The following is a 24,724-nucleotide window of genomic DNA, read 5'->3' on the forward strand; positions in this document are numbered from 1 at the left end:
CCAACTCCACCTCCCAGTGCTCCTCGAGATGCGACACAGAAACCGCCATGAGCGAGATGGTTTGCTCCTGAGGGTGATCCCACATTCTACCTCAAGCCGGCCCAAACGTCGGCGGCGCGATCGCGGGGCGCCGGTTGACGAATGTCAATGCGATCAGCGGAAAACCAATGAAGATGCCGTGTACGTACTTGACGAGGCGGACCGGCAGGCTGAGGGAAGACGCCATGAATATTGAAAAATACACCGAGCGGGCGCGTGGCTTCATCCAGTCAGCGCAGTCGCTCGCGATGCGCGACGGGCACCAGCAGTTCTCGCCGCTGCATTTACTGAAAGTGCTGCTAGACGACAGCGAGGGGCTTGCCGGCGGTCTGATCGATCGCGCCGGGGGTAATTCCCGTGCCATCGTGAGAGCCACCGAAGAGGCGCTGAACAAGCTGCCGAAGGTTTCGGGGAGCGGCGCAGGCCAGGTCTATCTCGCGCCGGAACTGGCGCGCGCCTTCGATGCTTCCGAGAAGGCGGCCGGAAAGGCCGGCGACAGCTTTATCACCGTCGAGCGGCTGCTGCTGGGACTGGCGCTCGACAAGAACAGCGAAGCCGGCAGCATTTTGAACAAGGGCGGCGTCACCGCGCAGAATCTCAATTCAGCGATCGAAGCCTTGCGCAAGGGCCGCACCGCGGACTCTGCCACGGCCGAAAATGCTTATGACGCGCTGAAGAAATATGCCCGCGACCTGACCCAGGCCGCGCGCGACGGCAAGCTCGATCCCGTGATCGGCCGCGATGAGGAGATCCGCCGCACCATTCAGGTGCTCTCCCGCCGCACCAAGAACAATCCGGTGCTGATCGGCGAACCCGGCGTCGGCAAGACCGCGATCGTCGAGGGCCTTGCGCTGCGCATCCTCAATGGCGACGTGCCGGAGAGTTTGAAGGACAAGAAACTGCTCTCGCTCGACATGGGCGCGCTGATCGCGGGCGCAAAATACCGCGGCGAGTTCGAGGAGCGGTTGAAGGCGGTGCTCCAGGAAGTCACCGCGGCCGAGGGCTCGATCATCCTGTTCATCGACGAGATGCACACCCTGGTCGGCGCCGGCAAGGCCGACGGCGCGATGGACGCGTCCAACCTCTTAAAGCCAGCGCTGGCGCGGGGCGAATTGCACTGCATCGGCGCGACCACGCTGGATGAGTATCGCAAGCATGTCGAAAAGGACGCGGCCCTGGCGCGCCGTTTCCAGCCGATCTTCGTTTCCGAACCGACGGTCGAGGACACCATCTCGATCCTGCGCGGCCTCAAGGACAAATACGAACAGCACCACGGCGTGCGCATCACAGACTCCGCGTTGGTGGCGGCGACCACGCTGTCGAACCGCTACATCACCGACCGTTTCCTGCCCGACAAGGCCATCGACCTCGTCGACGAGGCGGCGGCGCGGCTGAAGATGCAGGTCGATTCCAAGCCGGAAGAGCTTGATTCGATGGACCGGGAAATCATCCGGCTCAAGATCGAGCAGGAGGCGCTGAAGAAGGAAAGCGATGCCGGCTCGAAGACAAGGCTGAAAGCGCTGGAAAAGGAACTCGCCGAACTCGAGGAGAAGTCGGCGGCGCTGACGGCGCGCTGGAGCAAGGAGAAGAACAAGCTCTCGGAAGCCGCGAAGCTGAAGAGCGAACTTGACGCGCTTCGTATCGAGCTTGCCAACGCGCAGCGCCGCGGCGAATTCCAGCGCGCGGGCGAACTGGCTTACGGCAGAATTCCCGAGCTTGAAAAGAAACTGGCGTCGATCGAGGCCAACGAAAACCCCGGCGAGATGATGGAGGAGGCGGTTACCGCCAACCACATCGCGCAGGTGGTCTCGCGCTGGACCGGCGTGCCCGTCGACAAGATGTTGGAAGGTGAAAAGGACAAACTCCTGAAGATGGAGGACTCACTCGGCCGGCGCGTCATCGGCCAGGCCGAGGCGGTGTGGGCGGTGGCGACCGCCGTGCGCCGTTCGCGCGCGGGCTTGCAGGACCCGAACCGGCCAATGGGCTCATTCATGTTCCTGGGCCCGACCGGCGTCGGCAAGACGGAGCTGACAAAGGCTTTGGCGGAATATCTGTTCAACGACGAGACCGCGATGGTCCGCCTCGACATGTCCGAATACATGGAGAAGCATTCGGTGTCGCGGCTGATCGGCGCGCCTCCGGGTTATGTCGGCTATGATGAGGGCGGTGCGCTCACCGAAGCGGTGCGGCGGCGGCCCTACCAGGTGGTGCTGTTCGACGAGATCGAAAAAGCCCATCCCGACGTCTTCAACGTGCTGCTGCAGGTGCTCGACGACGGACGGCTGACCGATGGTCAGGGCCGCACGGTCGACTTCCGCAACACACTCATCATCATGACTTCGAACCTTGGTTCGGAATTCCTGGTGAACCTGCCGGAGGGCGAGGACACGTCTGAAGTCCGCGAGCAGGTAATGGGCATGGTGCGGGCGCATTTCCGCCCCGAGTTCCTCAATCGGGTCGACGAGATCATCCTGTTCCACCGCCTGCAGAAGAGCGAGATGGGCCGCATCGTCGAGATCCAGTTCGCGCGGCTGCAGAGGCTGTTGGAAGAGCGCAAGATCGTGCTGACGCTCGATCCCGTCGCGCGCGACTGGCTCGCCGCCAAGGGCTGGGATCCCGCCTATGGCGCGCGGCCTTTGAAGCGGGTGATCCAGCGCAACCTGCAGGATCCGTTGGCCGAGATGATCCTCGCCGGCGAGGTTTCAGACGGCGATCGCGTGGTGATCTCGAGCGAAGGCAATGTGCTGACCTTCAACGGCAAGGCGCCGCAGACCGCCGAGACCGCCGAGATCGCAGCATTCGAGGCGCCGATCCCAAAACGCAGGCTGAATTGAATTGATCGATACGTCTTCCTCTCCCTTCTTGGGGAGCGGGGAAATCGGAGATGCATCATGGGAATAGCCAGTTACGAAGTTGTTGGTTCGGGCGGTATCTGGCGCGTCAAGCACGACGGTGAACCGATAGGCAGATACCAAACCAAAGAAGCCGCTTTCGAGGCAGCTGTTACTGCTGCTTCATTGGCCGTTCGGGAAGGATACCAGGTCCAACTTTCAGTACCCGGAGCACGAATCGAATCTTGATGGGCCCAACTTTCACGATCTCGGTGCTGGCGACCGTGGGCTAGGTGGCGATCGCTAAAGCGGTTATCGATGCGGAATTTGACACCCGTCAGAGTGATGATGAATTGGCATGATACCGTGAGCGCTAGGCGCACCGGAGCCGCGCATGGCCGATGTCCTATTGATCAAGACGCTGGTCGTCATCCTTGCCTCCGTCAGCTCCATCAGCTTGGTCGCGCGCGCAGGGCTTCCAGCGGCTGGCGGTTACTTAATGGCTGGCTTGGTTATCGGCCCGCACGGTCTACACCTCATCGCCACGAGCGATGAAACGAGATTCTTGGCTGAGCTCGGCATCATTTTTCTCATGTTCATGGTCGGTCTTGAGTTTTCCTTCTCGGCGATGATTGCCGCACGCCGCGATGTCTTCGTCGCCGGCAGCCTGCAAGTCGGCTTGACCGTTTTGATCGTCGCGGGAATCGCCATGCTGTGGGGCGTTGGATTACCCACCGCTGTGCTGCTCGGCGGCGCCGTCGCCATGTCATCGACCGCCATCACGCTCAAGCAATTGGTCGACCAGGGCGACGTCAGTAGTCAGCAAGGCCGTCTCGTGCTGGCAACCCTGCTGTTCCAGGACCTTGCGACCCTTCCGTTTCTCGTTGTGCTCGGCGGCTGGAAGCAGAGCGGCGGACCCGAGCCGTTGGAAACGCTGCGTCAGCTTGGAATAGCAGCGGGCGCACTCGGCGTCGCTGCTTTCGTTTGCAGGCCGGTTTTTCGCGCCTGGCTCACCTGGGTTGCCAGGACAAACTCGGCAGATCTCTTTCTGCTCACTGTTCTGTTGCTTGCGCTAGGTACGGCATTCGCCGGACGCTTGGCCGACCTTTCCACACCAATCGGAGCCTTCCTTGCCGGTATGGTGGTGGGCGAAAGCGATTTCCGTCATCAGGTAGAGGATGACATCCGGCCCTTTCGCGACGTCCTGTTAGGCCTGTTCTTCGTTACAACCGGCATGGAGGTTGATCCATCCACCATCACTGCAGCACCCATGGCCGTCCTCGCCTGGATTATTGCGTGCCTGCCGGGAAAGGCCGTTGTCGTGTTGCTCGTCGGCGCGATTATGCGTTGGCCGGCCCCGGTTAGTACGCGAGCGGCGCTGATTCTGGCGCACGGCGGAGAAGACGGTTTGCTGCTGCTTACCCTGGCGATGAAAGTGGGTGCCATAGAACCGAACGTTGGGCAGCCTGCTCTTTTGGCCTTGGCCGCAACGATGGCGCTCGGCCCAATGCTGATTCTGCGGAGTGCGCGGTTTGCGGAGTTCGTTAACGGTGCGTCACATCGCGCCAAGGCGGACGCCGAAGAAGCCGCCATCCGCGCGGAAAGTCAAAATCTCGGGGACCACGTAATCCTGTGCGGTTGTGGACGCGTGGGCCGGCTGGTGTCCCTCGTGCTCGAGGCCGCAAAGGTTCCTTACATTGCGGTCGAGTCCGATCTGATGCGCTTTCGCAGGGCAAAGAAATCGGGGCACAAGGTGGTGTTCGGGGACGCAGGCCGGAAAAGGGTCTTGGAAGCCGCCGGCGTCACCCGGGCACGCCTTGTCGTGCTAACGTTTGATCGACGCCATGCGGTCGAGCGTATTCTTCACTATGCACGTGAGCAAAATCCGGCCGTGTCCTCGATTGTGAGTGTCGCCGACGATCAGGAAATCATATCGTTTGTGCGGGCCGGAGCCAGCACGGTATTTCCAGAGAATGTCGCGGCAGGCTTGGCGCTGGCCGACCAAGTGCTTCTCGTCTGCGGTTTCTCCCAGGACACGGCCGCAAATATCGTCACGACGGTTCGAGCTGAACTCAATCCCGAACTGCGCGGGCGCGTAGGACGTTGAATTGGGTGCGTTCTCTCTCACACGCCGCGCGGTCGCCAGCAAGACGGTCAAGCTAACGGCGTGCGCGCATTTCCATGCCTTCGGCCTGTCAATGACGACCCCTTGGTCGATCACGATGCCTCCGAATGTTGAATTTTCGACGTGTCCGCCTCGAATGGAAACCGAATCACCGCATTTGTTTCCTCAATGTACACATGGTGCACATGAAAGCCTCAGTGCACACGCATGGCGATGTTTACTCAATCGCATTCCAATCCGGCGGACACAGATTTTCGCTGGAAAGATTCCTTTCCCAACTACATCGCAACGTGCGCGACGACTGGAGTGCATACGCAAGCCCGAGAGCACAGGCATAGTGGGCATCGCTCCATTGCACTCCGGTCAATCCATCCACGTGGGCTGGCGCCATAGCTGTCTTTAGCGTCGGCCTCCGACCTCGTCTATGCGGCTCAACAGATCTGCCGGATCCTCGTAGACGCGAAGTGCTCCGGACTGTCTCAACTCTTCCGGTCCATAGCCGCCGCTTAAAAGGCCCACCCCCAACGCGCGACATCGGATCGCCGCCAACATGTCCCAGATGCTATCGCCAACGACCACCGCGGTTTCAATCGGTGTGCTCAACCGTTCGGCGGCCGCCAGAAACAGGTCGGGATCGGGCTTGGCATATTTGACCTGGTCGCGCGTCACGACCGGGATCCCGCTCAGATCGATGCCGAGCGAGGCCAGATTAACGGCTGTGGTTTCCATGCGGCCGCTGGTCGCAATCGCCCAGGGAATGCCGGCCTTCGACAACCAGTTCAGCAATTCGCGAGCTCCGGGCAACGGCCGAATGTGATTTGCCTGCTGCCGATAAGCGGCGGCATGGGCGTGGCGAAGCCGCGCGACGCGTTCCGCACTAATTTCGATCCCGGTTTCGCGAAGAAGCTGATTGGTGAACAAGCCTCCGCTCATGCCTATTTTGCGATGGATGCGCCAGACCGACAGTTCGATGCCCTCTGCATCGAGCGCTTCCTTCCATGCAAGGACATGCTGATAGACACTGTCGACGAGCGTGCCATCGAGATCAAATAAAAAGACCGGTTCGATCCGCATTCTATCTCTCCCGTTCTGGGAACCAAGGTGGTCTGCACCAATTCGCCTATGCCTTCCTCCTTGATTTCCTTCAGACTGCGGCCGGTAAGGACGGACCGATCGAAACGCGCGCCCTCGATGTCCCACGACGGATCCGCATACTCGTCGCGACTTTTGATGAGCAACCAATGATCCCTTCGGCTGGAATTCATGGATCGTCTTTGGATTATGACTAACGAGAACCCGCCGCGCAGTTTCTCGCCGAGCCGCGAGCGAACATGTCAACTGATCGTAGCCAGACGTTTCTTTCTGCGCAGCATCGAGGCACCGTCCGATCGCCGCAATGACGGTCATCAATTTTGCTCAAGCGGCCAAATCGATGACGATTCTGATGCCTGTCATTCTGATGCCCATCAACGACAGCCCCATCGCGATCCACATCATGTGTAAAGCCTCGCAAGCGGGTTGCGGCATAAGAAGCGGACCTCCTTGCTCCCACTACCGGTAAAACGGTTTGCCGCCCATCCGGCGTGCGGCCCTGCTCAAGAACGTGACCGTCGGCCGCAAGATCAACAGGTCCGCAGCCAATGCCGCGAGCATCGCGAATGCGCTCAGCCAGCCAAACAGGCGCAGCGATGGCAAATCGGAGAAGGCCGTGACGATCAAACCGCATGCCAGCACCACGGACGTCAGAATCAGCGGCGGGCCGACCAGCACGGTTGCCCGCTCGACGGCTTCTGCCGGATCCGCTCCCGGCCGCTCCTCCAGCCGCAACCGGTTCAGGAAATGAATTGTGGCGCTCAGGCCCAATCCGAACGAGACCGTCAGCGCCACGACGCTCGCGAACTGAAGGCCCTCTCCGAGAGCCCATAATATCATTCCAGAGAGCACCACCGGAAAAATGCCCGGCAAGATGGCCGCCAGCATGACGACCCACGAGCGGAACGCCAGGCCAATGAACGCGGCGACAAACACGAACTCGATCGTCAGGCCTTTGTTCAATTTCTTGATCATGAGAGCGCTGTTGCGAGCGGCGATCGCTGAAAGGCCGGTCACGGCGATCTTGTAGCCCGGATGTTTCTTGCGGGCATCATCCAGGGCTTGGTCGAGGCTCTCGATCACAGGCAGAAGTTGGCAGGCATCGACGTCCGGGACGCGGCCGGAGACCAGGACGGCTTCTTGTTCGGCAGAGATGAACCGACGCGTCAGGTGCTCCGGAAGCATATCGACGTATTGCTTCAACGTCGCCACATCCGACTTGCCGAGTTTCTCGGCAAGCCAGCGCCGCAGCGTCTCAGGCGACCACACATTGGCGATGCCCGGTAGTTTCTCGACGGTCGCATGCACCTCGGCGATGGTGGCCAGCGTTTCCGGGTCGTAGAGAGATTTGCCTTTGGGGAACTCGATCAGGACATCGATTGGATTGGCGCCGTTGAGCTTCGCATCGAGACGATGGCTCGCAGCAACCGCCTGCTCCCGGTCGGGTACCTGGTCAGCAAGCCGATAGCGGGGTTCAAGATTCTCGTAAACCACCCCAAGGCCGCCGACGATCAAAACGCTGAGCAGCGTGTAAAGGCCCGGGCGGCTTACCATCTTGGCGGCAATCCAGGCACAAAAACGCCGGAGAACGTCCACGCCGGTGTCCGCCTCTTTGACTTGTGCCGCGAACATCGATTCCTTCCGCACAAGCAGAACACCGAGTAGCGGCACAAGCATCAGCACTGCGAACATTGCAATCAGCGTTGCGACGAGACCAGCTTCGCCAAAGGTCCGGATCAGATCGGACTCGGAAAACTGCAACGCGACGAACGAAAGCGCGGCGGTCGCGTGCGTCAGCACGCACGCCGGCCCGACAACGAGCATGGCGTCGCAAAATGCATCAAATTTCGGCTGGCCTTGAAGTAGCCGGTCGCGGGCGGCGAAGGTCAACTGCATGCTGTCGGAAAAACTGATCACCATAATGAGCGGCGTCATTACGTTGAGGAACATGTTGAGACGAAAATCGAACCAGCCGAGGGCGCCGAGCGCGATCACGATCGCGATCAACGGCGGGCCAGCGCCGATGATCATGAACGACAGGCGGCGAAAGAATACAATGGCAATCAGAGCTCCGGCAGCGAAGCCGAACGCGTTGTAGAACAGCCGATCTCGCTCCACTGCATTGCGTATCTCCAACTGCATGACCGGTACCCCGGAGAGACGGGTCGTGAGTCCGGTGCCGGCCAGGTCCTCATCGATCGTTTTCCGAATGTTGGCGACGACGTCGCGCAGACGGCTGCTGGAAACGGCATTCGGATCAAGCGCGAGGACCATCAGTGTGAGTTCGCCATCCTCCGACAACAACTTGCCGTGGATGATCTCGTTGCTCATGACGCGCTGGATCAGCCGCTCATATTCCGCGCCTTGGGGCAATTGCTCCGGGAACAGCGGCGCGGGCAGCTCGTTGCCCTGCGGTGGCTGCCGGGCCGAAAACAGCGAGATGATCCCCCTCGTGCCTTCGATCAATTGAAGGTCGGTGACGAGATCGCGCAGCTTTTCGAGCGAAGCGCGCTCAAGCAGGTTCTTGCTCTCGACCACGATGAGGACATCGAATTCGCTCGACGGGAAGCGCCGCGTCACCTCTTCAAACGACTTGAACTCGGGCGTCTCGGATCGAAACAGCTGGCTGAGCGAATCGTCGACCTTGATGCGCGGTATCCCGAACCCTGCCGCTATCAGCAACGCGACGGCAGCAAACCCAACGACCAGCGGAAAGCGCAGGGAAATGAGCCCGATACGCTCGAGACCGAAGGCAATGCTCTGCGACGCGCCGGTTCGCAAATTGGGCTCTGGCTGTGTAGATCTCGTATCCATGTTCAAGTGCCTGCGAGATGATCGTCCGCGCGGCTTGTGGCCTCTGCCGCGAGTTTCGGGTCGCGCCCCGATGGCGTGGATACGTCCGGACACGCGCTCCGACCATGACGGGCATCAAATTCGCGCAAGATGGCGCTGGAACCAGTGGCTTGCCAACCGCTCCACTTCGTCCAGCGCTACCCTAGCCGCCTTGATGGTCATCAACATCCACAGGAGCGGGTTCTCTTCGGAGAAGATTCGCGTCATGGCAAACCGTCTCCAGGAACCGCCCGAGCAGCACTCAGATGCTCGAGATCTCCGCGAAAATATCATCCATCTCGGGCGGCACGTCTCGACGCGCGCACCATTCGGCACGGGCGCCGGCACGGCGGATGGCGCGATCGTTGATCGGCAGCCGCAGCTGCGCCATCAGCTCGGCTATCAAGTGTCGGGGCGGGTTGCGCGCGTCCACCGAGCCGCTCCGGCCACCAGATTATTGACAGGGCTCAATGTCATCCGGGGCCTTGGCCGATAGTGTGGCTGTGAGTGCCGGAGGCAACAGAGCGAAGAAGAGCATGAGCGCGATGGTAGCGCTCATCGACGCTCTGGAATTGCGGGCGCGCAAATTGCGAGCCCGATCCTGTCCGGCTCGCCCCCGATCCTGGCGTAGCAATCGAGAGCTGGTGTCAGCTATGATTCATTCAGCGATCATTCGAATTGTCGATTTCTGCGCTCGCAATCGCTGGACGATCGTTATTGCCGGCGCGCTGCTGATGATTGGAGCCGCGGCCTTCGATGCCGCGCGATTCTCGATCAATACGGATATAGAAGGTTTGATTTCCCAAGATCTGCCATGGCGTCAGCGCGAACTGGAGCTGTCCAAGGCTTTTCCGAAAAAAGGCATTCTGGTTGTCGTGAAAGCGACGACGCCTGAAAACGCCGAACAGGCGACCAATGCGCTGGCGCAGGCCCTCTCGAAAAACCCCGATCTGTTTTCCAAAGTGAAACAACTCGATAGTGGGGATTTTTTCGAGCGCACTGGATTTTTGTTCGAGCCTCCAGCCGATGTCAGAAGAACCGCGGAGGGACTGACGAGAGTTCAGCCGCTTATTGCAGCGCTCGCCGGCGATCCGAGTCTGCGCGGCGTTATGACGGCGCTATCGTTTGCGGCCGAGGGCGTGAAGGCAGGACAGATCAGGCTGGAGCAGCTTGCGCGGCCTCTGTCACTGGCAGATCGAACACTAAGTGACGTTCTGTCCGGGAAGCCGGCCACATTTTCGTGGCAGGAGCTGTTGCAAGGTCAGCCGGCGCCGGCGAACCGGTTGCGGCACCTTGTCGGAGTTCAGCCCACGCTCGACTTTAGGGAGCTTCAGCCTGGTCGCAAGCCGGGAGAAGGGATTCGGCGCGCGGCCGCCGATCTGGACTTGCAAAGCAAGTTCGGCGCGACAGCTGATCTAACCGGTGAGGTGCCGATGAATGACGATCAATTCTCGGTCATTAGATACAGCGCCGTGCGCGACACGTTGACGGCGGTGTTCGGCGTTCTGATCATTCTCCGGTTGGCGCTTCACTCCTGGAGGATCGTCGCTGCGGTCTTCTTTAGCCTCACGGTCGGGCTTGCGGCGACGGCTGCTCTCGGTCTCGTCCTGGTCAACTCTTTCAATCTGATCTCGATTGCATTGTTCGTGCTGTTCGTCGGTCTCGGAGTAGATTTCGGCATTCAATTCAGCGTGCGCTATCGCACCGAACGGTACGAGCACCCTGACTTGTACGAGGCGCTGCGATCGGCTGCCCGCAAGGCGGGGAATCCACTCTCATTGGCCGCCGCGGCCACCGCCGTCGGATTTTTCGCGTTTCTGCCCACCAGCTATCGTGGCTTGTCGGAGCTGGGCCTAATCGCTGGTTGCGGTATGCTGGTCGCATTCGCCTGTACCATCACATTGCTGCCGGCGAGCCTGGCGCTGCTCAAGCCTCCGGGCGAGGCCGTGCCGATCGGCTTCCGACGGCTCGCGCCGCTCGACGATTTCCTACAGAGGCATCGCATTGCGATGATCGTCGGCACGTTTCTCGTCGTTCTCGCCGGTATACCGCTATTGTTCCATCTGCAGTTCGACGTCAATCCGGTCGATCTGCAACGTCCGAATTCTCCTTCCGTGGTGACCTATCGCGAATTGCAGAACGACCCGGAAACCAGCGGCAACGATGCTCAGGTCTTGGCGCCCTCACTCGAAGCGGCCGATGAAACGGCCAAACGCCTGGCTGCACTTCCCGAAGTCTCACGCACCTTGACGCTGAGCGGCCTGATTCCAGCCGATCAGGACCAGAAAATCGCCGCGTTGAAGGCCGCGTCGCAACGCGTTGGCCCAGCCCTCAATCCTGCGGGGGTGCGGCCAGCCCCGAGCGATCAAGAGAATATAGCTGCGCTTCAAAACGCAGCCGAAGTCATTGGCCTGGCCGCAGGAAACGGAAGCGGCTCCGGCGCCGAGGCCGCGCGGCATGTATCCGACTTGCTGAAGCGCCTCGCAAGCGCAGATGCCGGCATCCGGGCCAGGGCCGGCGCTGCAATCGTACAACCCTTGATTTTCGATCTCGACCTTCTTCGGAAGTCTCTTGCCCCGGAATTGGTCACGATCAAGACGATGCCACCGGATCTGGTGCGCGATTGGGTATCGCCCGACGGCAGAGCCCGCCTTCGGGCGCTGCCAAAGGGTGATCCGAACGATACCAACGTGCTGCGTGATTTCGCGACTGCGGTACTTCGCGTTGAACCTTCGGCGGCGGGGGGCGCGATCAGCCTCTATGAAGCCGCAAGAACCGTCATATCGGCCTTTGTCGAAGCAGGTGCTCTGGCAATCGGTGCGATCGCCATTCTCCTGCTCATCGCGTTGCGGCGCTTGACCGATGTGCTGCTGACGCTCATCCCCCTCCTCCTCGCCGGCATCCTAACTCTCGAGATTTGCGTGCTGATTGGCCTCCCGCTCAATTTCGCAAACATCATCGCGCTTCCGCTACTGCTCGGCGTCGGCGTCGCATTCAAGATCTACTACGTCATGGCGTGGCGCGCTGGAAAGACCGGCCTGCTGCAATCGACGCTGACGAGGGCAGTGATATTCAGCGCCATGACAACTGCGATCGCGTTCGGAAGCATGTGGGCATCGAACTATCCCGGCATTTCGACCATGGGCGAGCTGATGGCCCTGTCTCTGTTGTGCACGATGGGGGCCGCAGTGTTCTTCCAGCCCGTTCTGATGGGTCCGCCGCGGCAGGTGAAGGCATATTCCGAACAGGACGGAACTCTGCGCCAAGCCGCCGAATAAGCGTCAAAGCCAATCTGGGGTTCACGATGTCGGCCGGGCGGGCCGCGGGATATCATCGCCGCCGGAGCTGTCGATGGAACAGCCATGCGTCCGCCTGATCGTGTTCAGGCAGCCGGGCGCCGACGTCATCGAGACCACCGATCTGGTGCGGGCGGCATTGCCGCAGATGCCATTCGTCGCGCTGGCAGCTGTCAAGGCGAGTTCGTTGTCTCGGGTAGTTGTTTGGCGACGCTGCGCTCTCCTGAGCTTCGCGCCTCGCGCGCGAAACTGGCTCTGCCGTTCGCAAGAACCACATGAAGCTCCGCCCCAACCACTGCCCCCTCGCCGATCGCGGCGCCCACGCGCTTGACTGATCCCGACCGCACGTCGCCGGCGGCGAAAACGCCGCGAACGCTGGTTTCCAGCCGCAGCGGGCGGGTAGGCCTGTTGTTTGAGTCGGGGTCGTCGGAAACGACGTCCGGTCCCGTCAGAATGAAGTTCTTTTCGTCCAGCGCGATCCCGCTGCCGTTAAGCCAGGTCGTCGCCGGCTCCGCGCCGATGAAAAGAAAGACGTGGCGGATCGGCTTCTCGGTCTCTACGCCGGTCACATTGTTGCGCCAGCGTACGCGTTCGAGTTGCCCTTCCCGGCTGCCGTAGAGCGCAACAACTTCTGTCTGTGTCAGCACCTGGATATTGTCGATGCTCGCGATGCGGTCGATGAGATAGCGCGACATGCTCTCTTCGAGACTGGGCCCGCGCACCAGCATCCAGATCTTCGCGGCGAAGTTGCGCAGAAAGACAGCAGCCTGACCGGCCGAGTTGCCGCCTCCGACCAAAACAATCTCCTCGTTCCGGCACAGCCGCGCCTCGATCGGTGAAGCCCAGTACCAGACGCCGCGCCCTTCGAAATCCGCAAGGTTGGGAACGTTGAGGCGCCGATAGCGGGCGCCGCTCGCGATGACCACAGTCGCAGCCTTAATCCGCCGGCTATCCTCCAGATGAAGCATGGCCGATGTTTCACTCCGATCGAGACGCGATACGCTGGCGGGTATCAGCATCCGAGCTCCGAACTTCTGTGCCTGAACGTAGGCGCGACCTGTGAGCGCCTGGCCGGAAATGCCGGCCGGGAAGCCGAGATAATTCTCGATGCGCGCGCTGGCGCCGGCCTGACCGCCGAAGGCGCGCGCGTCGAGGACGATGACCGACAGGCCCTCCGATGCAGCGTAGACCGCGGTCGAGAGGCCCGCGGGTCCAGCCCCGACGATCGCGACGTCATAGGTCCGGTCGGTTTCGTCGATCGGCACCATGCCGAGCGCGCGTGCCAGTACGGCCTCGCTCGGGTTTTTCAGGACAGTGCCTTTCGGACACACGGCCAGCGGCAGGTCGGCAGGAGCGGGGGCGTATTGCTGGACCAGCCTTGCCGCATCGTCGTCCTCTGCCGGGTCGAGCAATTGGTGCGGATAGGCGTTGCAGGCAAGAAAACCCTGCAGGCGCACCACGTCAGGACTTGACTCGGGGCCGATCAGAACCGGACCACCCGTACCGGCCTCGATCAGCGCGACGCGGCGTAGGATCAGCGCATGCATGATCCGTTCGCCGAGTTCGGGCTCCTCGATCATCAAGGCGCGCAGATTCTCCGGCGGGATCAATAGCGCTTCCACCTCACTGATGGCGTGAACGTCGACGAAGGCCGGCTGGCCTGACAATTGTCCAACTTCGGCGACGAACTCGCCGAGCCCATGCTCCACGATCGGGGCGCTGTGCCCCAGCGGATCGCGCCTCACAACGCGCACGGCGCCCTTGATCAGCACATACATGCCGGGAGCGATTTCTCCGGTGGTGAACAGCGCTTCACCGGCGGCATAGCGGCGAAGTTTCCCAAATCTGCGAATGCGATCGATTTCCTGCGGCGCAAGCGTTGGGAACATCTGCTCGCGGCGGCTATCGATCGTCGACATCTCAGGTCTCGCTTTATCGGGAATGTGGGCGATGCGTGTCTCTAGTGCGCCATCAGCAGCGGTACAGGCGCTTCATGCATGAGGCTGTAGGTCACCCCGCCCAGCAGCCGCTCGCGCAGGCGATGATGGCTGTATCCGCCCATGACGATCAGATCGGCCTTTCGTCGATCGGCCTCTGCCATCAATTTGGCCCCGACCTCGCTGGGGCGGCTCTTGATGCGATGAAGGCCGGCATCAATATCATGATGCCTGAGATGATTGACGGCGTCGATGCCCATCACGGCCTCTTCTTCGGTCGGTCGTTCGCCGGTCGCGACCGCAACCCAAACCTGTTTCGCCTTGTGCAGAAACGGCATCGCTTCGGCGAGCGCCCGGGCCGCTTCCCGGCTGCCGTTCCAGGCGACAAGGATGCGATCGAACGCGATCTTCGGTCGCTCCGCCTCGGGAACGAGAAAAACATTCCGGCCCGATCCGAACAGTACGCCTTCGACGAGTCGTTCGGGATCCGTCGCGCCGTTCGGACGGAGCGCCACAAACGTGTCGGCCGAGCGCGCCTCACGGGCGGCAATATTGGCGATGTCGTCGGCGAGTGCATCGAACCGCCGGATCTCGACCGCCCGATCAAGCATTTGCAGCCGCTTGGCCAGCGCCGCCTCCATCTCGTCACCCTCCTCGCGCGCCCACTTGACGATATTGGCGGTGACATCACCTTCGATCGGTCCGGGCAAGGGCAAGACGTTGAGATACAATCCGACAACCACCCGGCTCTCGAGCCGCCGGGCCATGTCGGCAACGGCCGCGAGCCGAATTTCGTCGGAAGCGCCGCCGTCCAGCCAGACCATCACATCCCTGATCATCGCTATCTCCTGACACGACGGCATCGTCTAACGCCCGTCACACCTTGACGCCGTCTACATGCTCACGGGCCCACGCGAGCAACTTGGGCAATGATACGGCGCCGGACTGGCGGGCGATCTCCCTACCATGATGCATCAGCATCAAGGTCGGTATGCTCTGGATGCCGTAGCGCTGCAGCAGTTCCGGCACCGCATCGCTTTCCACCTTGATCAGCCGCACCTCGGGCTCGAGCTCCGCTGCTGCCTGTTCGAAGACCGGCGCCATCGCCTGGCAGGGACCACACCAGGCGGCCCAGAAGTCAACGAGCAGCGGGACGTCGCTGTGCCTGGCATGCTTATCGAAGCGAGCGGCATTGTCGAGCGCCGTCGGCCGCCCCTCGTAAAGCGGGCGATGGCACGACCCGCACTTGGCATGATCACGCACATGATCACGCAATCGCTCGCGCGGCAAGCGGTTGACGGAGTCGCAATGCGGGCAGACGACGTGCAGCGCACTGGTCATGTGAACTCCCGGGCGGGCTCAGTCCTGCAGGATGACGCGCCGCGGCAGCGATCGCCTTGACTTGCGTCAACTTATCGGACCCGCGCGGAGAACAATTGTTGTCGCCGCCTTGACGGCCATCATTGTTTCGGCACGGCGCCCGTGCGCGATTGAGTGCTGGCGACTGCGCGCGGGCCTCGCAGCCGCAATATGATCGCCCGGTCCGAAGAGACGCAGATGATTCCGATCAGGAATGCTGTCCCATCCCGCTATCCGCCAGTGATCACCTGGATGCTGATCGGCGCCAATTGCCTCGTGTTCGTATTCCAAGACAGCCTCAGCCCCTCCGAACTCGCGCTGTTCGTGCGCCAATTCGCGCTCATCCCCGCACTCTATTCCGATTTCCTTGCGTCCGGGGAGACCGACTTGGCTGCCAGCGATTTCCTTCCCTTCTTCACGATGATGTTTCTGCATGGAGGCTGGCTCCATCTCATCCTGAATATGTGGACGCTGTGGCTGTTCGGCCCGAGCATCGAAGATCGGCTGGGCCATGGCCGCTATCTGGCGTTCTATCTCGTCTGCGGCCTTGCGGCTTCGTTGGCTCACGTCCTGTTCAACCCGGACTCGATCGTACCCGCACTGGGCGCGTCCGGCGCAATCGCAGGCATTCTCGGATGCTTCATGCGCCTGTTTCCGCTGGCGCGGATCGTCGTGATCGTCCCGATCCTGTTCATTCCGCTATTCCTCGAAGTCCATGCGTTTGTCTTCATCGGTCTCTGGTTCCTGCTTCAGCTGTTCCAGTCGACGATGGGGCTGCTGCTGCCATCCTCCAGCGGAGACGTCGCGTGGTGGGCCCATGTCGGAGGATTCCTGGCGGGCTTCACGCTTGGCCCTCTCCTGGTCCGATCGAGGCAACGCTACCGCGTCTACTACCCGGACGAAGGCATGTTCGGCTTCGATACCGAGGGGCGGATATGAGCGGGTTTGAGTGTCATGCCATAGGAGGATTCCATGTCGATGGGTGATATTGTCTGGCTCTTCTTCATATTCTCCGCGGTCCAGCCGATGTTGCGGCAGCAGATGCTCGAGGCCATGCGTATCCGCAAAATTTCGCGGCTCGAGCGTGAACGAAAATCGCGGGTAATCCTGTTGGTGCATCGGCAGGAGACCATGCGGTTTCTCGGCTTTCCGATTGCCCGCTACATCGACATCAATGATTCCGAAGACGTTTTGCGTGCGATCCAGATGACCGACGCCGATGTGCCGCTCGACCTCGTTCTCCACACGCCGGGCGGTCTCGTCTTGGCCGCGCTGCAAATCGCGAAGGCTGTTCGTGAGCACAAGGGCAAGGTCACGGTCTTTGTGCCCCACTACGCCATGTCAGGCGGTACGCTGATCGCGCTCGCCGCCGACGAAATCGTGATGTGCGAGCATTCCGTGCTGGGTCCGATCGACCCGCAGCTCGGTGAGTCACCGGCAGCCTCGCTCATCAAAGTGATCGCCGAGAAACCGATGGCGAAAATCGACGATCGGACGCTGATCATGGCCGATATCGGACGCAAGGCAATTGTGCAAGTCAAGGAGGCCGCAACCGAACTCCTGACCCGCCGCCTGCCCGCGGGAAAGGCTGACGCCCTAGCGGACAAGCTCACCTCGGGTACATGGACGCACGACTATCCGATCTGGGCCTCGGTCGGAAAATCACTCGGCCTGCCGGTCAGTACCGAAATGCCGGCCGACGTATTTCAATTGCTGAAGCTCTATCCGCAACCGGTTCGCATGCAGGGCGGCGGCGTGGAATACCTCCCGGTGGAGCGTCGATTGCCGGAAGGGACCAAGGTGGATGGGTCGGGGTGGAATTCGGCTCGATGACGCCGCAACATCGTCGCCCGGCCCTGACCTCCGCATGTCACGGACCAGCCGATCTAAATCTGCGCCATCTTGACGGCGGTCAACGCCGGCGGGGCCTGCAATGTCTATCAAGGCCGGAGAGCCACGCGATTGGCGCGATGTGTCGCCCCGGCAGCGCAATTGGTCTCAATCCCTCAATCCATCAGGAGGCAATCATGAATCAACTCATTCGCGGAGGCGCCATCCTCGTTGCGATCCTTGGTACAAACGGCTTCGCCGCCGCCCAGCGGACCGGCTCCGCGCAACCCGAGTTAACGGCAAATCAGCAACAGGCGGTTAGCCAGGGGCTCGCAACATCGCCTTCACAACCGACACCGTCCGGCGAGCAAGCGCAGGTCGGCAAGCATGTTCCGGATTCCATGTCGCCACAGGCGATGCCAAACAACGTCACCGACCAGGTTCCGGAGACGAAGAATCTCCTCTTCGTCAAGCTGCCGGATCGGATCCTGTTGATCGACCCCGACAACAAGCTGGTGACCCAGATCGTCACGGACGACAATTCGAGCACCACCGGCTCGAATACCGGCGGATCGAGCTCGAATACTTCTGATCGGCCTTCGCGGTAAAAAATCGGATCGGGTAAGGTAATATCATGAACAGGTTCCGCCTCTCGTGGTCAGCCGCCGTCGTTGTTGCGATCGTCACTCTCATTCCGTGGGCGGATCGCGCCACGGCACAGGAAGTCGCCCTGACGCCCCTGGAGACGACCGAGGTCGCTAGAGGCTACCGCGCCGAAGCCATCAAGCTGAAACGTGTCGTCAACGACAAGAACGAGACGATCGGGCGCATCAACGATTTCATCTTCGGCAAGGACGGCAACACCTACGCCATCCTCGCCGTCGGCGATTTCACCGGCCTTGGCGGCCACCCGATTGCGGTCCCTTTCCGCAACCTCAAGCTGGACGATCCATCCGGCTCCGTCGTGCTGCCCGGAGCGAGCCGTAGCGCGCTCGAGAAACTGCCGGTCTTCGTCAACAATAATCGATAGCGCCGCCCACGTCAGGCCGCCTCGTCGCCCTTCCGGTCGCGGACACCGATCAGCCAGTAGATAAGGCCGAGCGCGAGGATCGCGGCTGCCAACGCCAGAATGTGCAGCGCATCGGTTTCCGTGAGGTCGAGGATGATGACCTTGCGGCAGATCGCAAGCAGCGCGATCATCACGACCGATCGGATCTGGACCACGGTGTCGCGGCCCTCGGCCACCACCAGAAGCGATTTCTTGAATTCGAGCGCGATGATCACGGTGAGAATCATGCCGAACACGGCCTGGAACGCCGAGTAATCGGATGGGTCAAGGCCTCCCGAGAGAACCAGGCCGAACAATATCTTCAGCGTCAGGGTCCACAGCGCGGCCACGACTATGACCACGATCAACGCGGTGAGGAACATGACGACGAAGTGCTCAAAGCGCTGATAAAGCGACAACAGCCTGAATTTCTCCCTCGCCTCCCTAAACTCCTGCTTGATCGACATCAGAGCCTCCGGTGCGCCGCGCGATCTCAAGCTTCTGCCAGAGCTCTCGCCCGACCTTCCTTGCCAGGCGGTCGGCGCGGCCGTTGTATCAGCATCACCAGGGGAATCGCCAGCAGCGATACGAACATCATCAGCTTGAAATTGTCGATGAACGCGACCGCTTCCGCCTGCGCGGTCACAAGCTGGGCAAGCGCGGCCCGCCCGCCGGGGATGGCAAGACCGAGCTGTTGGGCGTGGTCGCGTATCACCTGCCTAAAGGGGGTGAAATGCTCGACCAGCCCGGCCTGCGTGACGGCCGAATTGCGCACCAGCAGATAACCCATCATGGAGATGCCGATGCTCGCGCCGATATTGCGCATCAGGTTGAACAGCCCGGTTCCCTGCGTGCGCAGCGCCGGCGGCAGCGTGCCGAATGCCACAGTGCCCAGCGCCACGAAGACAAAACCGATGCCAAAGCCTTGCAGCAGGCCGGTGCGGACCAGGGTGCCCTGCGACACATCCGGGGTGAAGCCGGTCATCATGTAGAGTGAGAATGCGGTTATGCCGAGCCCGGTGGCGATCAGGAGCCGCGCATCGACGAAGCGGATGAGCTGTCCGGCCAGCAGCATCGCGGCCATGGTGCCGACGCCGCGGGGGGCGAGAACGAGTCCCGCCGTCAGCACCGGATAGTTCATGAGCCGTTCGAGATAGGGCGTCAGCAATGACAGCGTCGCCAGCAGCACGACGCCGACAATGAAAATCAGCATGATTCCGATCACGTAATTCCGGTCGCGGAACAATGCGAGGTCGATGAAGGGATCGGACGCGGTCAGCGAGTGCACGGTGAAGAGGTAGAAGCCGAGCACGCACAATGCAGCCTCGAGCTGTATTTCGCGCGAGGCGAACCAGTCGAGCCGCTCGCCACGGTCGAGCAAGAGCTGCAACGCGCCGATGCCGAGGCTCAACGACGCGAAGCCGAGCCAATCCAGTCGTCGGGCCAAGGGCCGACCAGCGCGCCGCCTGAGAAACAGAAAAATGCCGAACGCGCACAGCACGCCAAGCGGCAAGTTGACATAAAATACCCAGCGCCAACTGTAGGAGTCCGTGAGCCAGCCACCGAGCGTCGGCCCGAGAATGGGCCCGAGCATCACGCCAAGCCCGAATACCGCCATCGCCTGGCCCTGCTGCTCCTGCGGATACGCGTCGAGCAGCACGGATTGCGACAGCGGCACCAGCGGCGCACCAAAGATGCCCTGTAGCAGCCGGAACACCACCATTTGCGCCAGCGAAACCGCGGCCCCACACAGCATCGAGGCCACGATGAAGCCGATCACCGCCGTCAGGAACAACGGCTTGCGGCCAAACCTCGCTTCGAGCCAGCCGGTCGCCGGTGTGATGATCGCAGCCGCCACGATATAGGATGTCAGCACCCAGTTGATCTGGTCGCTGGTCGCCGACAGGCTGCCTTGCATATAGGGCAGCGCGACGTTGGCAATCGTGGTATCGAGCGCCTGCATCAGGGTCGCAAGCATCACGGTTGCCGTGACCATTCCCCGATTGATGACCCCGCTCGTGGCCGCATCGCCCGCCATGTCAGGCTCCAAAGATCGTGGTAAGGTCGCGCCACAGCTCACGGAGCGAGCGCTGGTGGCCGGTATCGATTGAGACCTTGACGCTCATGCCGGCGCGCAAGGCGAGGTGCTCTGGGTTCTGACCGAAGGAAAGCCGAACCGGCACGCGCTGCACCACCTTGACCCAGTTGCCGGTGGCATTTTGCGGCGGCAACAGCGCAAACATCGAACCGCTCGCAGGAGCCACCGTCGTCACTTTCGCCGCGAGCGGAGCATCCGGATAGGCGTCGACGACGACGCGCGCCGGATTGCCTTGCCTCACATAGGTCAACTCGGTCTCCTTGATGTTGGCCTCGATGTAGAGATCGCTGGCCGAGACCAGCGGAAAGGCGGATTGGCCGGCATTCAGAAACACCCCGACTGCGATGCTTTCAACATTGTTCGGAATACCGTCGAACGGCGCGACGATGGCGGTGAGCCGCAGATTACGCGCCGCGAGATCGACCGCCGCCTGCGCCTGCTTCACCGCGGATTGCTGATCGACCGGCAAATCCGGATTGCCGCCGAGCTGGGCGAGCGCCGCCGCGGCCTCCCGCTCCAGACTCGCAAGATTGGCCTTCGCGGCCTGAAAGTCGCGTATCGCAGCATCGAGCGTGGCCCGCGGCGCGGCGCCAGTATCAAAGAGATGTTGTTGGCGCTCGAAATTGGTTTGCGTGTAGTCGACCGTCGCCTTGGCCTCATCGATTTGCTTTTGACGCGCGTGATAGGTCTCGATCAGGGTGTGGGCCTGATCGCGCGCAATGCCGAGCTGGGCCTGGGCATTGGCGAGCGCGATCCGGTAAGGCTCGGGGTCGAGGTTGAACAGCGGAGCATCCTTGCTGACCTCTGTGTTCGACTTCGCTGCGATGCTAACGATCTGACCCGCGACCTGCGGGCTGATCGAGGCGCTCACGGTTTGCATATAGGCATCTTCCTCCGACACGTAGCGGCCGGTCGCCAGATAAAGGCCGAGCGCGCCAAGGACCAGGGCAACTGGACCCATGATCAGGAGCGGCCGTCGCCAGCGGCCCGGTGACGCGGCCGGCGCGCTTTGCTCGCCGGGTGCCTGCGTCGAACCGGAAATTTCCCGATTCTCCTGAGACGAACGCCGGGAGGCTACGCGTGCGGTGCCCGGTTCGCCGGTTTGCGAAATCATATCGAGGCTGCCATCTGCCATTGCGCGATGCCTCCGCCATCCCGGTTCCCGTTGATGGTGCATCAAGCGAACGATCGACACCTTGATGGGTGTCAGTATTGCTTTGGCCCGGCGTATCGACGACACGTCCGGCGCGCATTGCAAATACCGCGAGTGTAAATTGAGCGCCGTCAATGCATGGGTTTTTTCGAAATGCGAGATAGAGCCTGCGACATTCCCATGTCGCTCCCCCTCCCCCGAGGGCGTTTCCTCCCTAGACTTGGACCGCTGGCGAAAGCCGCGCGGTCCTTTCTTTTGCAGACATATCTGGACTGCGGATGCGTGGAGCGGCAGGACGCAGGCGCACCAACTGTCAGTCACCGACGCCGATCCATTCACGCCATACAGTCAGGAGAGCCGCCATGATCACTGGACCGAGAAAGAGACCGACCAACCCGAATGATTGGATGCCGCCGAGAATCCCGATCAGCACCAACAGGAAGGGCAACTCCGCAGATCCCCCGATCAGCGCCGGCTGAACGATATTGTCACCGATCAGCAACGTCCCCGCGCCAAAGACAAACAGTGCAGCCGGCACCAACAATGTGCCGTCTCGAAGCGCCAAGGTCAGGGCGGCGACACCAAGCGCCAGCCACGCTCCAAGTGGCACCATTGCCAACGCCATGGTGAGAAACGTGAACAGCACCGGATGCGGCACGCCCGTCAGGATGTACGCAATCCCGATGACAGCGCCTTTTGCGATCGCAGCCGCTATGGTCCCGTTCACGGTGGCGCGGGTCGCATCGGCGATCTTGCCGACGAGGTGCGCCCCGCGATCACCGAGCAGGCGGTCCGCGGTCACAAGCGCGCGATCTGCCAGCCATGCCCCGTCGCGCAATACCAGAAACAGCGCGACCAGCGTGATGGCGAGCAGAAGCAGTCGATGCAGCAATGCGCCTCCGAATGTGCCGGTCCACGCCGTCAGATTTTCGACATTCACGCCGCGAAACCATTCTATCAGCACGTCGGGATTGCTGAGGTTGGTGCGCCACCAGAGATCAAGGTACTCACCGGCGACCGGCAGTTGGGCAAGCCAGGCCGGGACCGCGATCCCACTCTCGCGCAGGCGATTGAGCCCGCGGACGAAGGCCTCGCTGCCCTGCGCAAGCTGATGCACCGTCACGATGATCGGTACAAGCAGAACGAGACCGGTCACAAGCGTGAATAGCAGGGGCGCCAGCGATCGCGAGTGATGGCCAACGAGCCGCTCGAAGCGGAGGTAGATCGGCCTGCATGTGATCGCGATCACGGCGGCCCAGGTCAATGCCACCAGAAAATCGCGTGCGACCCAGACTGCCAGCAGCACGATCGCGACGGCAATGGTCGCCTGAGCGCGCGCCCGCAAATCGAGCGACGGCGCGGACCTCTCAGGCGGCCAAAATTCGCTCCTTTCATGACCCGGTATAACTTGCGGCACTGTCGATCAGATCCTTCTTCGTCACATTCGTGCGGCGCCGTGCAGGCTACATCGCGCATCGCCCCACACGTTGATGACCATCAACTTCCGAGATTGTCGCGCGTTACGCGCCTGCTCCTGCAATTAACCCTGACCGATTTGACAATCGTCATCGTGTTGTCCTGCCAGTCCTGGTTTCATTACTGTAGCCACACCTTGGATCGCACCCTTGGATTTGGATCGCACCCTTGGATCGCACCATGGAAACCTTGTCCGAGTTGACTGAACTCTCCGACCTTAATCGCATCCTGCTCCATCTTGCCCGCTCCAGGGAATTCCTTGATGGCTCGTCCCGTCATGGATATGATTTCATCGCGCCGCTGGATGCCCAAGGCCATATCGATCCGGTGTTATGGAAGAAGTATCGGGACTATTGCCGCGTTCGCCGATTTTGGGATGGCGAAGACGAGGTCGGTCGCCTCGTCCACAAGCCTGGCGGCGCCGACCGCGCGCGCTGGGTCTTCGGCTACAGTGAAGACGAGGATGGCGACGACGAGGCCGGCTACAGATTTGAAGCGCATGCCTTTTGGCCGGGTGAATACGTCTCGATCAGCGGGCAGGACCGCAAGCTCAACACGTTTCGGGTTGTCACAGTCGATCCGGTCATGCTGTCGACGGCCTTGATCAAGTCGTTCGAACTGCAAATCAAGGTGTGAAGGCGCCATGATCAAGGACGTGATGGTTCGGCTCGATGGAGGCTCCGGGGACGATGCCCGTCTGGCCGCCGCAACACAGATCGCTGAAATCTTCCAGAGCCATATCACCGGACTGTTCTTCAATGTTGTGCCGGACGAATTCAATGGCACCGGCGCCAGTCAAACTGCCCGATCGCCGGGCGCCGCTAAGCGGGCCGGCGACGCTGTCGAGACCGTGCTGTTTCATCGGCTGAACGGGTTGCAACAGCCGACCAATCTTCGGCGGTTCGATGTCGCCGGCGTTCTCGATATTTCCGAGACTGCCCTGCCGGTGGCGCGCACCGCAGACACCTTCGTCGCGCTCCGACCAAATGATCGGTCGAAGGAACCGGAAGACCTGATCGAAAACCTGCTGTTCGGCACCGGACGCCACCTGTTTCTGGTTCCCGAAGACTGGAATGGCTTCACGCCCCTGGATAACGTTGTCGTGGCCTGGAACGGGAGCCGCGAGTCGGCGCGTGCGCTTGCCGAATCCCTCCCGTTCTTGCACCGGGCCAGCAAGGTATGCGTTCTCGTCGTGGAAGGCGAGCATCAGACCAAAACCGACGCGCTGAAGGCCAACGATGCCGTTCTGCACCTTCGCCATCACGGCATCAACGCGATCAAATATCGCGTCGTCGGCGAGGAAGACGAGACGGCCGACGTGCTGATCACGGAGTGCCGCAGCCTCGATGCAAATCTGCTGGTGATGGGCAGCTATGGCCACTCTCAACTGCGCGATTTGCTGCCGGGATCTACGACCAGCCGGATCCTGCACCGTTCACCGGTCCCCCTGCTCATCGCGCACTGACTGCGGTTCTGTGAATGCCCCGCCACCGATTGACGGTCGTCAAGGTGACGCCATGCGTCGCATCATAGGTTCGTTCGGCGACTTCGCACCCGCTTAGGGACCTGCCTCATGGCCGGGGCGATCTGCCGTCACGCCGCGATGCG

General features: G+C 61.4%; 20 protein-coding genes. 9 read left to right on the forward strand and 11 right to left on the reverse strand.

What is annotated here, in order from left to right:
- Window positions 1-224 precede the first annotated feature (224 nt).
- On the forward strand, window positions 225-2,873 hold the full coding sequence (gene clpB, locus V1280_RS22705) for an ATP-dependent chaperone ClpB (protein WP_334529081.1): 2,649 nt from the start codon (window positions 225-227) through the stop codon (window positions 2,871-2,873).
- Window positions 2,874-3,264: 391 nt separating this feature from the next.
- Window positions 3,265-4,977 (forward strand): cation:proton antiporter domain-containing protein, encoded by a 1,713-nt coding sequence (locus V1280_RS22715; RefSeq protein WP_334529087.1) that lies wholly within the window; start codon window positions 3,265-3,267, stop codon window positions 4,975-4,977.
- A 417-nt stretch (window positions 4,978-5,394) separates the two neighbouring features.
- Here V1280_RS22715 and V1280_RS22720 read toward each other — a convergent pair whose 3' ends face one another.
- The 4 genes from V1280_RS22720 to V1280_RS22735 all read right to left on the reverse strand — a co-directional run bounded on the left by V1280_RS22720 (window position 5,395) and on the right by V1280_RS22735 (window position 9,352).
- Window positions 5,395-6,069 (reverse strand): HAD family hydrolase, encoded by a 675-nt coding sequence (locus V1280_RS22720; RefSeq protein WP_334529089.1) that lies wholly within the window; start codon window positions 6,067-6,069, stop codon window positions 5,395-5,397.
- A 477-nt stretch (window positions 6,070-6,546) separates the two neighbouring features.
- The gene (locus tag V1280_RS22725; protein WP_442895246.1) at window positions 6,547-8,901 is read right to left on the reverse strand and encodes an efflux RND transporter permease subunit; all 2,355 of its coding nucleotides are present in this window, start codon (window positions 8,899-8,901) and stop codon (window positions 6,547-6,549) included.
- A 114-nt stretch (window positions 8,902-9,015) separates the two neighbouring features.
- Window positions 9,016-9,147 (reverse strand): hypothetical protein, encoded by a 132-nt coding sequence (locus V1280_RS22730; protein ID WP_334529094.1) that lies wholly within the window; start codon window positions 9,145-9,147, stop codon window positions 9,016-9,018.
- Between the two features lie 34 nt (window positions 9,148-9,181).
- Complete coding sequence (locus tag V1280_RS22735; protein WP_334529097.1) at window positions 9,182-9,352, reverse strand: hypothetical protein; 171 nt, start codon at window positions 9,350-9,352, stop codon at window positions 9,182-9,184.
- Window positions 9,353-9,572: 220 nt separating this feature from the next.
- On the opposite strand from V1280_RS22735, the gene V1280_RS22740 reads away from it, so the two are divergent.
- Window positions 9,573-12,197: an MMPL family transporter gene (locus V1280_RS22740; RefSeq protein WP_334529100.1), complete on the forward strand. Its 2,625-nt coding sequence runs from the start codon at window positions 9,573-9,575 to the stop codon at window positions 12,195-12,197.
- A 191-nt stretch (window positions 12,198-12,388) separates the two neighbouring features.
- On the opposite strand, the gene V1280_RS22745 is transcribed toward V1280_RS22740, so the two are convergent.
- The 3 genes from V1280_RS22745 to trxC are packed head-to-tail and all read right to left on the reverse strand — an operon-like array spanning window position 12,389 to window position 15,493.
- A complete protein-coding gene (locus V1280_RS22745) occupies window positions 12,389-14,134 on the reverse strand; it encodes an FAD-dependent oxidoreductase (RefSeq protein WP_334529103.1) in 1,746 nt (581 codons plus the stop codon).
- A 41-nt stretch (window positions 14,135-14,175) separates the two neighbouring features.
- The gene (locus V1280_RS22750; RefSeq protein WP_334529106.1) at window positions 14,176-14,991 is read right to left on the reverse strand and encodes a universal stress protein; all 816 of its coding nucleotides are present in this window, start codon (window positions 14,989-14,991) and stop codon (window positions 14,176-14,178) included.
- Window positions 14,992-15,028: 37 nt separating this feature from the next.
- Window positions 15,029-15,493, reverse strand: coding sequence for a thioredoxin TrxC (trxC, locus tag V1280_RS22755; RefSeq protein WP_334529109.1), 465 nt, complete (start codon window positions 15,491-15,493; stop codon window positions 15,029-15,031).
- Between the two features lie 216 nt (window positions 15,494-15,709).
- On the opposite strand from trxC, the gene V1280_RS22760 reads away from it, so the two are divergent.
- Genes V1280_RS22760 through V1280_RS22775 form a run of 4 tightly spaced genes read left to right on the forward strand, consistent with a single transcriptional unit; the run spans window position 15,710 to window position 18,371 of the window.
- On the forward strand, window positions 15,710-16,450 hold the full coding sequence (locus V1280_RS22760) for a rhomboid family intramembrane serine protease (protein WP_334529111.1): 741 nt from the start codon (window positions 15,710-15,712) through the stop codon (window positions 16,448-16,450).
- Between the two features lie 33 nt (window positions 16,451-16,483).
- Window positions 16,484-17,344: an SDH family Clp fold serine proteinase gene (locus V1280_RS22765; RefSeq protein ID WP_334529114.1), complete on the forward strand. Its 861-nt coding sequence runs from the start codon at window positions 16,484-16,486 to the stop codon at window positions 17,342-17,344.
- Window positions 17,326-17,949 carry a hypothetical protein gene (locus V1280_RS22770; protein WP_334529117.1) on the forward strand — a complete coding sequence of 208 codons (624 nt, stop codon included), beginning with the start codon at window positions 17,326-17,328 and terminating at the stop codon, window positions 17,947-17,949. The genes V1280_RS22765 and V1280_RS22770 overlap by 19 nt, the downstream gene beginning before the upstream one ends.
- 26 nt (window positions 17,950-17,975) lie before the next feature.
- On the forward strand, window positions 17,976-18,371 hold the full coding sequence (locus V1280_RS22775; RefSeq protein WP_334529120.1) for a PRC-barrel domain-containing protein: 396 nt from the start codon (window positions 17,976-17,978) through the stop codon (window positions 18,369-18,371).
- Between the two features lie 11 nt (window positions 18,372-18,382).
- Here V1280_RS22775 and V1280_RS22780 read toward each other — a convergent pair whose 3' ends face one another.
- The 4 genes from V1280_RS22780 to V1280_RS22795 are packed head-to-tail and all read right to left on the reverse strand — an operon-like array spanning window position 18,383 to window position 22,985.
- Window positions 18,383-18,856, reverse strand: a complete 474-nt coding sequence (locus V1280_RS22780) for a phosphate-starvation-inducible PsiE family protein (protein ID WP_334529123.1) — start codon at window positions 18,854-18,856, stop codon at window positions 18,383-18,385.
- 26 nt (window positions 18,857-18,882) lie between these two features.
- On the reverse strand, window positions 18,883-20,427 hold the full coding sequence (locus V1280_RS22785) for a DHA2 family efflux MFS transporter permease subunit (RefSeq protein WP_334529126.1): 1,545 nt from the start codon (window positions 20,425-20,427) through the stop codon (window positions 18,883-18,885).
- Between the two features lies 1 nt (window position 20,428).
- Complete coding sequence (locus V1280_RS22790) at window positions 20,429-21,979, reverse strand: HlyD family secretion protein (RefSeq protein ID WP_334529129.1); 1,551 nt, start codon at window positions 21,977-21,979, stop codon at window positions 20,429-20,431.
- Window positions 21,954-22,985: an AI-2E family transporter gene (locus V1280_RS22795; protein ID WP_334529132.1), complete on the reverse strand. Its 1,032-nt coding sequence runs from the start codon at window positions 22,983-22,985 to the stop codon at window positions 21,954-21,956. Before V1280_RS22795 ends, V1280_RS22790 begins: the two co-directional genes overlap by 26 nt.
- Window positions 22,986-23,296: 311 nt before the next feature.
- Here V1280_RS22795 and V1280_RS22800 point away from each other — a divergent pair, with 311 nt between their 5' ends.
- Window positions 23,297-23,752: a hypothetical protein gene (locus V1280_RS22800; protein WP_334529135.1), complete on the forward strand. Its 456-nt coding sequence runs from the start codon at window positions 23,297-23,299 to the stop codon at window positions 23,750-23,752.
- A 7-nt stretch (window positions 23,753-23,759) separates the two neighbouring features.
- Entirely contained in the window at window positions 23,760-24,581 is an 822-nt protein-coding gene (locus V1280_RS22805; protein WP_334529138.1) for a universal stress protein, read from the forward strand.
- The last annotated feature ends 143 nt before the right edge of the window (window positions 24,582-24,724 follow it).

The sequence above is a fragment of the Bradyrhizobium sp. AZCC 2230 genome (assembly GCF_036924495.1).
Lineage (GTDB): Bacteria > Pseudomonadota > Alphaproteobacteria > Rhizobiales > Xanthobacteraceae > Bradyrhizobium > Bradyrhizobium rifense.